The sequence below is a fragment of the Actinomadura sp. WMMB 499 genome (assembly GCF_008824145.1).
Lineage (GTDB): Bacteria > Actinomycetota > Actinomycetes > Streptosporangiales > Streptosporangiaceae > Spirillospora.
Map to the genome: position 1 here is coordinate 1,767,648 of NZ_CP044407.1, position 13,365 is coordinate 1,781,012.

Consider the following 13,365-nt stretch of genomic DNA (forward strand, 5'->3'; position numbering starts at 1 on the left):
GAGGCGGGGCCTCGCCGCGTACCGGGAGGGTTTTTTGCGTTACCGAGTGCTGGGACGGACCGGTCTTCGCGTGTCGGAGGTCTTCTTCGGCGCGATGAGCTTCTTCGAGGACGGTCCGGGCCACGGGGCCATGCTGGACGCCTACGCCGACGCGGGCGGGAACGTCATCGACACGGCCTCCGCGTACGGGGAGAGCGAGAACGTGCTGGGCGGGCTGCTCGCGGGGCGCCGCGACCGGTTCGTGCTGGCGACCAAGTACACGGTCTCCCGCGATCCGGACGATCCGAACGGGGGCGGCAACCACCGCAAGAACCTCGTGCTGTCGCTGGAGCAGAGCCTGCGGAGGCTGCGGACCGACTACGTCGACGTGCTGTGGGTGCACGTGTGGGACCGCCGCACCCCGATCGAGGAGACGATGCGTGCGCTGGACGACGTCGTCCGGTCCGGGAAGGTCCTGTACATCGGGATCTCGGACGCGCCCGCGTGGGTGGTGTCGCGCGCGAACACGCTGGCGGAGTGGCGGGGCTGGACGCCGTTCGCGGGCCTTCAGGTGCCGTACAACCTGCTGAACCGGGACGTCGAGCGGGAGCTGCTGCCGATGGCGGACGCGCTGGGGCTGAGCGTGGCCGCGTGGGCGCCGCTCGCCCGGGGCGTCCTGTCGGGCAGGTTCAGCGGGCCGGACCGTCCGGACGGACCGGCGCGGGTGGACGCGTCCACGCTGGGCGAACGCGACCACGCGGTGGCGCGCGCGGTGATGGAGGTCGCCGGGGAGCTGGGGGTGGCCGCGTCGCAGGTCGCGCTGGCGTGGACGCGCGCGCGGTGGCCGGGGGTGCATCCGATCGTCGGGGCGAGCAGCGTCGCGCAGCTCACCGAGAACCTCGGCGCGGTGGACGTGGTCCTGCCGGACGAGGCGGTCGCGCGGCTGGAGGCGGCGACGGGCTTCGAGCCCGGTTTCCCGGCCGAGTTCATCGCGCAGTGCGACGAGCCCGGGACGGGCGTGTACGGCCGCGCCGAGGTGTACTAGCGGGATTCGGGCGCTCAGCGGGATTCGAGGGCCGTCAGGAGTGCCTGGACGGCCGCGAGATCGTCCTCGCCGAAGACGCGGACGCCCTCGCGTTCGAGGAGCGCGGTGGTCACGCCCCCGCCGGGTCTCGGGGTGCCGGTGAAGGTGCCGTCGTGGATCCGGTCGCTGCCGCAGGAGGGGCTGCCCTCCTTGAGGACGGCGATGCGGGCACCGGTGCGGCGGGCGGTGTCGAGGGCGAGGCGGGCGCCGCGCAGGAAGGCGCCCGTCACGTCCTCACCGGTGCCGGTGCGGACGGCGGCGGTCCCGGCGAGGACGGCGCGGCCGTCGCCGCCGACGATCTCGGCGGGCGGGCGCGGCACCGCCAGCCCGCCGGACACCTCCGGGCAGAAGGGGACGAGCCGCCCCTCGGCGCGCCAGCGCTCGAACAGGCCGTCGTCCACCGGCTTGGCCGCGCCGTCGTAGCGGACGGGACGTCCCGCGAGGCAGGAGCTGACGAGGATCCGTTCCACGCGCTCCAGCCTATGCGGGACGCGCCGGCGTCACTTGCCCCCGGCGATGCGGCCGACCGCGAGGGACGCGATGCGCACGGCGCCGGACGGGCTGAGGCGCATGCCCCGCCAGGCGGCGCGGCCGTGCCGGGGGGCGACGATCAGCGCCTGGTTCCGGTCGACGCCGCGCATGATGTCGCGGGCGAGCTTCTCGGCGGTGTAGAGGAAGGGGGACGCCTTCTTGATGTCGCCGGTGGCGTCGCCGCTGAGCGCGGTCTCGGGCAGGCCGGGGTTGACGTTGGTGAGCAGCGGGGTGTTGACGAAGCTGGGGCAGACGACGCTGACCTTGACGCCGCGCCCGGCGGCCTCGGCGCGCAGGCCGAGGGAAAGGCCGACGACGGCGTGCTTGGTGGCGGTGTAGGGGATGCCAACGGGCATCGGGACGAGCCCGGCGAGGGAGGCGGTGTTGACGATGTGGCCGTTCCCCTGCTCGAGCATGATCGGGTAGGCGGCGTTGACGCCGTGGACGACGCCCTTGAGGTTGATGTCGATCGCGCGGTTCCAGTGGTCGAGGGTCAGTTCCTCGGCCAGGCCGCCGACGGCGATGCCGGCGTTGTTGAACACGCGGTCGAGCCGGCCGTGCTCGGCCTTGACGCTCGCGTACAGCTCGGTGACCGCACCGGGGTCGGTCACGTCGAGGCGGGCGGGGGCGGCCTTGCCGCGGCCGAGGCCGTTCAGCCGGTCCGCGACCGCCTTGGCGCCGTCCTCGTCGATGTCGGTGACCACGACGGTGTCGCCGCGCGCCACCAGGGACGTGGCGATCGCACGGCCGATGCCGGATGCGCCTCCGGTCACGATCGCGATGCTCATTCCGCACTCCGCTCAACTAATTGGATGCTGTGTTTAATTGCAGGGGATTGTATCGGCGGGCCGCGCCCGCCGATACGCACCCCGTTATGAAGCCGCCGACGCCGATGTGGGCGCGTCCGACTCGATCACCGCGTCCGACTCGATCACCGCGTCCGACTCGATCTCGAAGTCCGCCGGGTCCAGGCGGCGGGTCCGCAGCCAGTAGTTGACGGTGGACGCGGGCCACGCGGCGCGGTTGGCGCCGTCGGCGTCGAGGTACCAGCTGGTGCAGCCCCCGGACACCCACACGGCGCCCGCGGACTTGCGCCGGACCCAGTCGTTGAAGCGGTCCTGCACGGACGGGCGGACGGCGATGCGGGCGCCGCCCGCCGCGTCCAGCATCGCCAGGCACTGCAGGACGTACCGGACCTGCGCCTCGATGATGAAGATCATCGAGTTGTGACCGAGACCGGAGTTCGGCCCGAGCAGCAGGAACAGGTTCGGGAAGCCCGCGACGGTCACGCCGAGGTGGGCCTCGATGCCGTCCTTCCACGCGTCCTGGATCCGCAGCCCGTCCCGGCCGGTGATGCGGGCGTCCGCGAACGCGTCGGTGACGTGGAAGCCGGTGCCGAAGATGATCGCGTCGACCTCGTGCTCGCGGCCGTCGCGGGTCACGATCGACTTCGGCCGCACCTCGGCGATGCCCGCGGTGGTCAGGTCGACGTTGGGCCGCATCAGCGCGGGGTAGTAGTCGCTGGACACCAGCGTCCGTTTGCAGCCCATCGTGTAGTCGGGGAGCAACTTCCGGCGCAGCTTCCGGTCCGGCACCTGGCGCGCCAGATGCCACTGGGCGAGACCACTGGCGAGCTTGAGCAGCCGCGGATTCTTGAACCCGACGACGAAACTCTCCTGCATCAGGTAAATACCGTTGCGGTAGCCCCGTTGTACCCCTGGAACGCGCCGGAACAGCGCCTTCTCGACGCCGGTGATGCGGCGGTCGGGCTTGGGGATGATCCACGGCGGCGTCCGCTGGAACACCGTGAGAGACTCCACCCGCTTCGCGATCCGCGGAACGAACTGGATCGCGGACGCGCCCGTCCCGACGACGGCGACGCGCTTGCCCGACAGGTCGTAGCCGTGGTCCCACTCCGCGGAATGGAACGCGGCGCCCTCGAACGACTTCAGGCCCGGCAGATCCGGAACGTTCGGCTTGTGGAGCGGGCCCATACCGGCCACGACCGCCCGCGCCCGGACGACCTCGACCTCGTCCCCGCCCCCTCCGCCGTCCGATCCGTCCGTGCCGTCGCGCCGGGCGACCGTGACGCGCCAGGTGCCGGTGGCGTCGTCGTACTCGGCGCCGGTCACCTCGGCATGGAACCGGATGTGCTGCGCGAGGTCGTACTTGTCGACGACGTCCTTGATGTACCGCAGGAGCTCGGCCTGCTCGGGGAACATCCGGGACCAGTCGTTCTTGGGCTCGAAGGAGAACGAGTACAGCAGCGACATGATGTCGCAGGCGCAGCCGGGATAGGTGTTCTCCCGCCAGGTCCCGCCGACCTCGCCGGCCTTCTCCAGGACGACGAAGTCGTGCACGCCCGCCTTCTTCAGCCCGATCGCCATGCCGAGCCCGGAGAACCCCGTCCCGATGATGGCGACCCGGTACGGTTCGCCCGGCCCCGCCGCGGGGGTGTCCACGGCGGGACTGCTCCGCTCTCCCCCGCTCCGCTCGGCCGCGCTCGGCTCTCCCGCGCTCGTCGCGCCGGTGCGCGTCTCGTCCGTCATGTCGGCGCGGCCGGATTCAGGCGGCCTTGGCGGCGGACGGGACGGAACGGCGCTTCTTCGGTTCGTCCCAGATACCGAACGCCTTCCACACCCGCTTGCCGACGGGGTCGATCACGCCCAGTTCGGCCATCAGGTCGCGGATCTTGCCGACCGAGTTGGCGATCTCGGCCTGGGACGCCTCGCTGCGGTAGGCCGCGCGCACGACGTCCTTCGGGATGTTGAAGTGGCGGACCATCGGCCCGGGCGGGGACAGCATGATCCGCGCCATCACGCCGAGGACGACCGGGGTGAACAGGCCGAGGACGCGGCGGCGCACCGGGTGCATGTGCGGGATCCGGTGCTTGAGGTAGTGCCGGGCGAAGGAGATGTGCCGGGCCTCCTCCGCGATGTGGATCCTCATGATCGTCTCTTCGAGCGGGTGCTTGATGTGCCCGTTCTTGAGCGACTTGCGCTGCACGTAGTCGATCGGGTCCTCGCCGCCGAGCACGAACACGAAGAACATCTCGGTGCTGATCAGCGGGATCCAGGGCGCCGTCTGCGCGACGAACGTCAGCGACTTCGGCATGCCGCGGATCGGCATCTTCGTCCGGTTCACGAACTCCTGGAACATCATCCCGTGATGGCATTCCTCGGTCGTCTCGTGGTAGACGTACCGGAACTCGGGCCGCCCGTTCGGCAGCCAGTACGCGTAGTTGAGCAGGCCGCGCTTGAGCAGGTTCTCGAACTGCAGGCCGATCTTCATCGCGGTGGCGACCCGGAACAGCCCGATCTGCGACTGGATCTCGGGCGGCTGCGACCGGTACCACTCGGTCTGGCCGAGCCGGTCGAACTCGGGCAGCACCCAGCGCGGGTCGTTCTTGTCGACCGCGAAGTCCGGGTCGTCCCACGGGATGTCGGCGTAGGCCTCCCAGTGCTTCTCCACGGACGCCTTGTTCAGGCGGTCGATGACACCGCGGTAGGCCTTCTTGTCCTTGACCTGCTCGCGCACTTCGTCGGCGAGGTCGGTGGGGGCTTCGGGCATGGTGACGCTCCCTGGGGGTGACGCGCCGGCGAGCCGGCCGGCACTTCGGGGGTGGGGCTATCCGGTCGTGGGGGACGCACCCGCGGCGGGCGCGTCCCGGGTGGGCGCGTCCGCGGCGTCCGCGGCGGTGCCCGCCCCCCGGCCGGGGGCTCCGGGCTCCGGCACGATGAGCCGGGCGACGTCCTTGATCTGGCGCAGCACGGCGGCCTGGTGGCCTTCCGCGTCGTCGTCCAGCGCGTTCTGGATGGACAGGCCGATGAACATCGCGAACAGGCCGCGCAGCATCGTCGGCACGAAGTCGGCGGGCAGGGTGTTCGCGGGGAAGAGGCGCTCGAACGTCTCCAGGATGACCTGCAGGATCCGCTCGTTGAGGTCCTGGCAGAGCGGCCGCAGCTCGTCGTCGGTCCTGGCCGCGACGGCGAGTTCGGTGAGGGCCTTGGCCGGACGGCCGCGGAACACCTCCCAGAGCAGGTCGAGCGCGCCCTCGACGTTGCGGCGCTCGGCGGGCAGGACCGCGAAGGCCGTCTCGTACGCCAGCCGCTGCGCCTCCAGCAGATGCTCCAGCGCCGCCGCGACCAGCACCATCTTCGTCGGGTAGTGGTGCTGCTGGGCGCCGCGGGACACGCCCGCGCGGCGGGCCACCTCGGTGGTGGAGGTTCCCGACCAGCCGAGGTCGACGAGGCATTCCATGGTCGCCTCCAGGAGGCGGGCCCTGGTCCGCGACCGGCGTTCCTCCTGGGTGCGGCGGCCGTCCCCACGGCGGTGGCGTCGGCGAGCGCTTACTGACACACCTCGACCGTACGAGCGCACTAACAAGCAATCAAGCCTGCTTGTATGTTGCCCGCATCACAATTGGACGACGCGTCTTATTGATCTTCGCGCAGGTCCGCGTCTCCTCGCGCGCCGGGCCCGTCCGGCCCGTACGTCTCGAGACGTAGCCGGCCGCGCCCGGATGCACCTCAGGACGCAGGGGCGGTGCATCTCCCGGCCCGACGACGCGCCCCGCACCGCACCGGGAGCATCACGGCATGAGCGGCACGGCAGCGGCGCGGACGCCGCCCGGGACGTCCCCGCGCCTCCTCTCCGGAGGCGCGCACACCGAGCGCCTCACCAAGGCGCACGGGTGCGGACCGATCGCCGTCCGGGCCCTCGACGGGGCCAGCGTGGTGGTGGACCGGCTGCGGCGGCCGGGAGACCGGCCGTGATCCGGTTCGCGCTCAAGGAGATCCGGGGCCGCGGGCGCCGCCTGGCGGGCGCGCTGACCGCGGTGTTCCTCGGCGTCGCGTTCCTCACCGGGACGCTCGTCCTCGGCGACACGCTCACGAGCGGCCTCGACTCTTCCTACTCCGGCTCCTACGGCCGGACGGACGTCATCGTGCGGAACGCGACCGACGTGGGCGACTCGCCGTGGGCCCCGCGCGGCGACATCGACGCCGGGACCCTCGACCGGGTCCGGGCCGTCGAGGGCGTCGCGCACGCCGCGCCCGTCATCCGGGGGTCCGGGCAGCTCCTCGGCGCGGACGGCGCGACGATCGGCGACCGGGGGCCGCGCTGCGCCGGGAACTGGCAGACCGATCCCGCCCTCAACCCCTACCGCATCGACGAGGGCCGCGAACCCCGCGCACCCGACGAGGTCGTCGTCGACCGGCTGTCCGCCGAAGAGGGCGGCCTGCGCGTCGGGGACCGGACGGCCGTGCTCACCCCGGACCGCGTCCCCGTCACGATCGTCGGGATCAGTGTGTCCGGCGCCGGGAGGGCGTTCGGCGAGTCCTCGTTCACCGCGTTCACCCTGGAGGGCGCGCGCCGCCACATCGCCGCGTCGCCCGACCGGATCGGCTCCGTCCGGATCCGCGCGGCGGACGGCACCGGCCCCCGCGAGCTGGCCGCCCGGGTGGCGGCCGCACTCCCCGCCGGGACGGAGGCGGTCACCGCCGACGCGGCGGTGCGGGAGAGCCTCGGCGACCTCGAGAACCCCATGCTCGGCACGTTCCGCACCGTGATCGCCGCGTTCGGCGGCGTCGCGCTGCTCGTCTCGGCGTTCACCATCCACAACACGTTCGCGGTCACCGTGGCGCAGCGGACCCGCGAGTCGGCGCTGCTGCGCGCCCTCGGCGCGGAACGCCGGCAGGTCCTGGCGCTCGCCGCCGTCGAGGCCCTGATCGTCGGCGTCGCCGCCACCCTCGCCGGGCTGGCCGGCGGTCTCGGCTTCGCCGCGCTGCTGCGGCGGGTGTTCACCGAGCTGCGCATCGGGATCGGGCTGGAGAGCCTCACCGTCGCACCGACCACGCCGCTGATCGCGGTGCCGGTCGGGGTGCTGGTGACGCTCGCCGCCGCGCTCGGCCCCGCGCTGCGCGCGTCCCGGACGGCGCCCGTCACCCCGCTGCGGGAGGCGGCGGCCGAGCAGGACGGCGCGGCGGCGGAGGCCCGCGCCATCATCGGCGGCGTGTTCGCGCTGGTGGCCGCGGGCGCGGTCGTCCTCGGCGCGGTGTCCGGGCGGATGCCCCTGACCGCCGCGGGGGCACTGTTGTTCGTGCCGGCGCTGGTGGTGCTGGGGCCGGTCGCGGTCCGCCCGGCGGCGGCCGCCGTCGGCGGACCCGCGGCGCGGCTGCGCGGCGTCCCGGCCGCGCTCGCCCGCGCCAACGCGTGCCGCAGCCCGCGGCGGACGGCCGGTGCCGCGACCGCGCTGATGCTCGGCGTCGGGGCCGTCGGCTTCTGCGCGGTGCTCGCCGGCTCGCTGGGCGCGTCCCTCGAACGGGGCGTCGCCGGCTCGTTGACCGGCCGGTTCGTCGTCGACGCGGGCGGCAACGAGACCGGCGGGTTCGGCACCCGGTTCGTCCGGGAGGCCGCCGCGCTGCCGGAGACGGGGGACGTCGCCGGGCTCGGCACCGGCACCGTCCGGATGGACGGGAAGGTCGCGACCGTGAGCGTCGCCGACCCGTCCGCGCTCCGCCGCGTCCTGGACCTCGACGTCACGCAGGGATCCCTCGCGGACCCGCGCACCTTCGCCGTGTCGGAGGCGGCGGCCGGGGAGAACGGCTGGCGGACCGGCTCGCGGGTTCCGGTGACGTTCGCCGGCGGCACCGCACGGACGCTCACCGTCGGCGCCGTCTACACCGCCACCGACCTCACCGGCGACCACATCCTCCCCCGGGCCGTCTGGGACGCGCACGGCGGCCGGCCGCTCGCGCGCCTGGCGTTCGTCGACGTCGCGCCCGGCGTCCCGCCCGCGGACGTCCGCCGCGCCCTCACCGCGCTCGCCGAAAGGTACGGCGCGCCGGACGTGCGGACGCGGGACGAGTTCGCGGCGTCCCGCACCGAGCGGCAGCGCTCCTTCCTCCCCGTGCTGTACGGGATGCTCGGCCTGGCGGTCCTCGTCGCGCTGCTCGGGATCGCCAACACGCTGTCGCTCGCAGTCCACGAGCGGACCCGCGAACTGGGGCTGCTGCGCGCGGTCGGCGCGACCCGCGCGCAGGTCCGCTCGATCGTCCGCTGGGAGTCGGTGATCGTCGCGGTGTCCGGCACCGCGGGCGGCCTGTCGGCCGGGACGTTCCTCGGCTGGGGCGTCGGCGCGACGCTGGGCGCCCCGTTCGCGCCGCAGCCCGTCCCGCTCGCGGTGACCGCGCTGGCCGGTGCGACCGCCGGGACGCTCGCCGCGCTCCGCCCGGCGCGCCGCGCCGCGCGGGCGGCCGTCCTGACGGCCGTCGCCGCGCGATGACCGGGCACCGGCCGGTCGCGGAACGTCACCTCGCGCGCCGGGAACGTGACCCGTCGCGCGAATACCCCGCCCCGGCGCGGATATGGTGTGTCCATGCAGGTCAACCAGTCGGGCAAACTGACCAACGTCTGTTACGACATCCGGGGGCCGGTCCTCAAGCGCGCCAAGCAGCTGGAGGCCGAGGGGCACCGCATCCTCAAGCTGAACATCGGCAACCCGGCCCCGTTCGGCTTCGAGGCGCCGCCGGAACTGCTCCAGGACATGATCCGCAACCTGCCGGACGCGCACGGCTACAGCGACTCCAAGGGCATCCTCCCCGCCCGCCGCGCCGTCGTGCAGCGCTTCGAGGAGAACGGCGTCACCGGCGTCGACGTCGAGGACGTCTACCTCGGCAACGGCGTGTCCGAACTGATCGTGATGACCCTGCAGGCCTTGCTGAACAACGGCGACGAGGTCCTCATCCCCGCCCCCGACTACCCGCTGTGGACGGCGTCCGCGTCGCTGTGCGGGGGCACGCCCGTCCACTACCTGTGCGACGAGGACGCCGACTGGGCGCCCGACACCGCCGACATCGAGGCCAAGGTCACCGACCGCACCCGGGCCATCGTGCTGATCAACCCGAACAACCCGACCGGCGCCGTCTACCCGCGCGAGGTGCTGGAGCGCATCGCCGAGATCGCCCGCCGGCACAACCTGATCGTCTTCGCGGACGAGATCTACGACCGGATCCTGTACGACGACACCGAGCACGTCCCGATCGCGTCGCTGGCGCCGGACCTGCTGTGCCTGACCTTCGGCGGCCTGTCCAAGAACTACCGTGTCGCCGGTTTCCGTTCCGGCTGGATGGTGCTGTCCGGGCCGAAGGAGCACGCCGAGTCCTACATCGAGGGCCTGGACATCCTCGCGAACATGCGGCTGTGCCCGAACGTCCCCGGCCAGCACGCGATCCAGGCCGCGCTCGGCGGCTACCAGAGCATCGACGACCTCGTCCTGCCCACCGGCCGGCTCGGCGAGCAGCGCGACCGCGCCTGGAAGCTGCTCAACGACCTGCCCGGCGTGTCGTGCGTCCAGCCGAAGGGCGCCCTGTACGTCTTCCCGCGCCTCGACCCGGCGATGTACCCGATCGAGGACGACATGCGCTTCGCCTTCGACCTGCTCGAGCAGCAGAAGCTCCTCGTCGTCCAGGGAACCGGGTTCAACTGGCCGACCACCGACCACTTCCGCGTCGTCACGCTGCAGTACGCCGACGACCTGGAGGAGTCGATCACCCGCATCGGCGTGTTCCTGGACGCGTACCGCCGCTGATCCGGCCCCAGGCCAGGCGACCGGGCCGGGGCCGGGCGATCAGGCCGCGCCGAGGCCCGATCGCCCGCTCAATCCATGATCAGCACCGTCTTGCCGCGCCCGTGCCCGGTGGCGACCCGCCGATGCGCGTCCGCGGCGCGCGCGATCGTCCGCTTCTCCCGCGGGACGACCCGCACGCCGAGGTCCGCGGCACGCTCGTGCTCCACGAGGGTGACGATGCGGTCGCGGTCCTTCACCGGCTCCAGCGACACCGCCAGCGAATCGCCCCCCGCACCGTCCAGCGCCGCGTCCACCCCGCCCGGGACGGCTTCGCGCACACGCCCGGCCAGCCCGTCCCCGTACCGGACCGGGATCGCGCCCAGAGCCCAGAGCCCGGAGGTGGTCGTTGCCCTCGCTCGCGGTGCCCACGACCGTCGCCCCCGCGATCCGGGCGAGCTGGACCGCGACGGAGCCGACACCACCGGCGGCGGCGTGCACCAGCACGGTGTCGCCGGCACGGACCCGCATGTCCTCGAGCGCGATGTGCGGCGTCATGACCGCCGCCGGGAACGCGCCCGCGACCTCCCACGGCATCCCGGGGGGCTTGCGGGTGACCTGCGCGGCCGGGACGACCACGAACTCGGCGTCGCAGCCGAGCATCGAGAAGCCGATCACCTCGTCCCCCACCGCGACGCCGGCCGCCCGGTCGCCGACCTCGTCCACGACGCCCGCGAACTCGTTCCCCGGAACCCTGCTCCCGGTCGCGCCCGGCGGCACGAATCCCGGGCGGACCAGCCAGGTCGATCGGCTGCACTCCCGCCGCCCGCACCCGCACCCGCACGCCCCCCGGCCCCGCGTGCCGCGTCGGCGCCGCCGAGATCCGCAGCACGTCGGGCTAACCCGGTTCGACGGCCGCGACGACCTTCATGATGGTCCCCCTTCCCGTGACGATGCCTCCGACGCCAGAACCTCGACCAAGCCTGAGGTCAACCGCGCGCATCGACCTTGGTCGGTGCCGGATTGGCCCTTAGTCCGTCGCGGCCCGGTGCGCCGGGACGCGAACCTTGCTCATGGGCCGCCGGAGCACCTGTGACGCCTGCGCGCCCTCACCGTTCGAATCCCGAGCCGACGAGAACCGCAGAAGGAGGCACCGGCATGCGAAAGAACACCGACCGAGCCCCGAAGGCCGACCGGCTCACAGTGCTCAGGGCCCCCGCCTGGCGCACCGCGGGCGTCTACGTCGTCTGCGCGCTGGCCGGCGCCGGCCTCGGCCTGCTCGTCGGCCCTCTCGCCGACTGGCTGGTCACGCTGCCCTGGGCACCGATGCAGGGCCCGGCCGAGCTCGTCGCGTCCATCGCGCCCCCTTGGCTCCTTGCCGCCGGCACCCTGGCCGGACTGGCCCTCGGCGGCGCCGCCCACTTCGAGCAACTGACGATCCGCCTGGCGGACGACTATGTCGTGCTCAACCGCAAAGGGCGCGAGCATGCGTTCGCCCGCGCAGACACCGCCCTGGCCTTCCGCGACGGCAAGCATCTGGTCCTGCTCGGCCCCGGCGGCGGCGAACTCTCCCGGCAGGAGTGCGACCTGAGTTTCCGCCGGGTCGCCGACGCCTTCACCGCGCACGGCTACACGTGGGCGGACGCCGACCCGCACCGCGACGACTTCCGCCGCTGGGTCCCGAACCTGCCCGGCCTCCCGACGGGCGCGAACGCCATCCTCAAGGCTCGCGAGGAACCGTTGAAGGAGAAGGGTCCGGACGCCGACGACGTCCGGGAACTCCGGGACGAACTGGCCCGCCTCGGCGTCGTGGTGCGGGACGAGAAGCGGCGCCAGTACGTCCGGACCCTCCCGCAGACCGGCCCCGCAACGGACTGACCCCGAAGTCCGGCGACCGTCGGCCCTCCTCGAGGTGTGCGCCGAAAAGGCTTGGCGTGGCGATCCGCCCGTTCCTTACAGTGGACGGCCGAGATCATCCGCTTCCCTTTCGCCCAGGACCGCCATGCCCCGCTGGTTGCTCGCTCTCGCCGCGGGAGCACTCGTCTTCTACACCGACGACTACGTCATCGCCGGTGTGCTGCCGGAGATCGCCCGCTCCCTCGAGGTCAGCGAGGGAGCTGCCGGCCAGCTCGTCACGGTCTTCTCCGTCACCGTGGCGGTCGCCGCACCGCTCGCCGCCGTCGCGACGGCCCGCTTTCCCCGCGCCACCGTCCTGATCTCCGCCGCACTCGCCTTCACCGCGGCCAACGTCGGGGCCGCGCTCAGTCCCGCATTCGCCACACTGATGGCGCTGCGGGTCGCGGCGGCGCTCGCCGCCGCCACGGCAACCCCGGCGCTCTTCGCGACCGCGGCGAGGCTCGCCCCACCTGAGCGGACGGGACGCGCCGTGGCCGCCGTGGCGTTCGGTGTGACGGGCGCCATCGCGTTCGGGGTCCCGGTCGGGGCGTGGATCGGCGGGGCCTTCGGATGGCGAGCGACCTTCGGCGCGATGGCCGCCGCGGGCGCACTCGTCGCCCTGGGCTTCGCCGCGGCCCTACCGCGCACCGAGGCAGAAGCGAGCCCCTTGCCGGTACGCGCCCAGCTCGCCGTACTCGCCCGTCCGGCCATCTCCGTAGGCCTGATCGCGAACGTGGTGCTGATGTCGGGCTCGATGATGCTGCTGACGTACCTCGCACCGTTCACCGCCGCACTCGCGAACGCCGACGTCACCGACCGCGGCCTGCTCTTCGCCGTATCCGGACTCGCCGGAATGGCCGGCATCTGGGCGGGTGGGCGCGCGACCGACGCCTGGGGCCCCGACCGGACGCTCGCCGCCGGTGTCGGCGCGTTCGTCGCGACGATGGCCGCCCTCACTGCACTGTGGACGCTGCGCCCCGTCTCGCTCGTTCCGCTGCTCGTGGTCGTGATGGTCTGGGGCGGTGCCGCGTTCTGGAACTCTCCGGCCGTCCAGGCCAGGCTTCACCTGCTGGCGGGTGCGGTGGCCACGCAGGCCCTGGCCCTGAACACGTCCGGCACCTACATCGGCGTCGCGGTCGGGGGAGGGATCGGAGGCGCCGTGCTGGACACCGCCGGCCCCGGCCCGCTCCCCCTCATCTCTGGGACGGCGGGACTCATCGCGCTGGGCCTCTTCATCGCCGCATCTCGCTCGCGGAGGAGGGAAAAGTCGCCGACGTGAGATGGCCCGGACACGACCCGGCGAACTCGA

General features: G+C 73.1%; 12 protein-coding genes. 6 read left to right on the forward strand and 6 right to left on the reverse strand.

Annotated elements, in window-relative coordinates; translation table 11 throughout:
• The first annotated feature begins 34 nt into the window (after window positions 1-34).
• Window positions 35-1,024, forward strand: a complete 990-nt coding sequence (locus F7P10_RS07720) for an aldo/keto reductase (RefSeq protein WP_151008723.1) — start codon at window positions 35-37, stop codon at window positions 1,022-1,024.
• A 14-nt stretch (window positions 1,025-1,038) separates the two neighbouring features.
• Here F7P10_RS07720 and F7P10_RS07725 read toward each other — a convergent pair whose 3' ends face one another.
• The 5 genes from F7P10_RS07725 to F7P10_RS07745 form a co-directional block, all read right to left on the reverse strand.
• Window positions 1,039-1,533 (reverse strand): DUF523 domain-containing protein, encoded by a 495-nt coding sequence (locus F7P10_RS07725; protein ID WP_151008724.1) that lies wholly within the window; start codon window positions 1,531-1,533, stop codon window positions 1,039-1,041.
• A gap of 30 nt (window positions 1,534-1,563) precedes the next feature.
• Entirely contained in the window at window positions 1,564-2,382 is an 819-nt protein-coding gene (locus tag F7P10_RS07730; protein ID WP_151008725.1) for an SDR family oxidoreductase, read from the reverse strand.
• Between the two features lie 84 nt (window positions 2,383-2,466).
• Window positions 2,467-3,981: an NAD(P)/FAD-dependent oxidoreductase gene (locus tag F7P10_RS07735; RefSeq protein ID WP_302851472.1), complete on the reverse strand. Its 1,515-nt coding sequence runs from the start codon at window positions 3,979-3,981 to the stop codon at window positions 2,467-2,469.
• Window positions 3,982-4,159: 178 nt separating this feature from the next.
• Complete coding sequence (locus F7P10_RS07740; protein ID WP_151008727.1) at window positions 4,160-5,164, reverse strand: diiron oxygenase; 1,005 nt, start codon at window positions 5,162-5,164, stop codon at window positions 4,160-4,162.
• Between the two features lie 57 nt (window positions 5,165-5,221).
• Window positions 5,222-5,953, reverse strand: a complete 732-nt coding sequence (locus tag F7P10_RS07745) for a TetR/AcrR family transcriptional regulator (RefSeq protein ID WP_254716472.1) — start codon at window positions 5,951-5,953, stop codon at window positions 5,222-5,224.
• A gap of 239 nt (window positions 5,954-6,192) precedes the next feature.
• Here F7P10_RS07745 and F7P10_RS42085 point away from each other — a divergent pair, with 239 nt between their 5' ends.
• The 3 genes from F7P10_RS42085 to F7P10_RS07755 all read left to right on the forward strand — a co-directional run bounded on the left by F7P10_RS42085 (window position 6,193) and on the right by F7P10_RS07755 (window position 10,184).
• Window positions 6,193-6,369, forward strand: coding sequence for a hypothetical protein (locus F7P10_RS42085; RefSeq protein WP_176611345.1), 177 nt, complete (start codon window positions 6,193-6,195; stop codon window positions 6,367-6,369).
• Complete coding sequence (locus tag F7P10_RS07750; RefSeq protein WP_176611346.1) at window positions 6,366-8,879, forward strand: ABC transporter permease; 2,514 nt, start codon at window positions 6,366-6,368, stop codon at window positions 8,877-8,879. The genes F7P10_RS42085 and F7P10_RS07750 overlap by 4 nt, the downstream gene beginning before the upstream one ends.
• A gap of 93 nt (window positions 8,880-8,972) precedes the next feature.
• Window positions 8,973-10,184, forward strand: coding sequence for a pyridoxal phosphate-dependent aminotransferase (locus F7P10_RS07755; RefSeq protein ID WP_151008730.1), 1,212 nt, complete (start codon window positions 8,973-8,975; stop codon window positions 10,182-10,184).
• A 68-nt stretch (window positions 10,185-10,252) separates the two neighbouring features.
• Here the strand turns inward: F7P10_RS07755 and F7P10_RS44045 are convergent, their stop codons facing one another.
• Complete coding sequence (locus F7P10_RS44045) at window positions 10,253-10,501, reverse strand: hypothetical protein (protein WP_254716473.1); 249 nt, start codon at window positions 10,499-10,501, stop codon at window positions 10,253-10,255.
• 817 nt (window positions 10,502-11,318) lie between these two features.
• On the opposite strand from F7P10_RS44045, the gene F7P10_RS07765 reads away from it, so the two are divergent.
• Entirely contained in the window at window positions 11,319-12,038 is a 720-nt protein-coding gene (locus tag F7P10_RS07765; protein WP_151008731.1) for a hypothetical protein, read from the forward strand.
• 124 nt (window positions 12,039-12,162) lie between these two features.
• Window positions 12,163-13,335, forward strand: coding sequence for an MFS transporter (locus tag F7P10_RS07770; protein WP_151008732.1), 1,173 nt, complete (start codon window positions 12,163-12,165; stop codon window positions 13,333-13,335).
• Window positions 13,336-13,365: the final 30 nt, after the last annotated feature.

Excerpts from the sequence above, each read along its gene's own strand:
- F7P10_RS07730 (WP_151008725.1), bottom strand. The coding sequence starts at position 2,382 with ATGAGCATCGCGATCGTGACCGGAGGCGCATCCGGCATCGGCCGTGCG.
- F7P10_RS07735 (WP_302851472.1), bottom strand. The coding sequence starts at position 3,981 with ATGGCGATCGGGCTGAAGAAGGCGGGCGTGCACGACTTCGTCGTCCTG.
- F7P10_RS07740 (WP_151008727.1), bottom strand. The coding sequence starts at position 5,164 with ATGCCCGAAGCCCCCACCGACCTCGCCGACGAAGTGCGCGAGCAGGTC.
- F7P10_RS42085 (WP_176611345.1), top strand. The coding sequence starts at position 6,193 with ATGAGCGGCACGGCAGCGGCGCGGACGCCGCCCGGGACGTCCCCGCGC.
- F7P10_RS07755 (WP_151008730.1), top strand. The coding sequence starts at position 8,973 with ATGCAGGTCAACCAGTCGGGCAAACTGACCAACGTCTGTTACGACATC.
- F7P10_RS07765 (WP_151008731.1), top strand. The coding sequence starts at position 11,319 with ATGCGAAAGAACACCGACCGAGCCCCGAAGGCCGACCGGCTCACAGTG.
- F7P10_RS07770 (WP_151008732.1), top strand. The coding sequence starts at position 12,163 with ATGCCCCGCTGGTTGCTCGCTCTCGCCGCGGGAGCACTCGTCTTCTAC.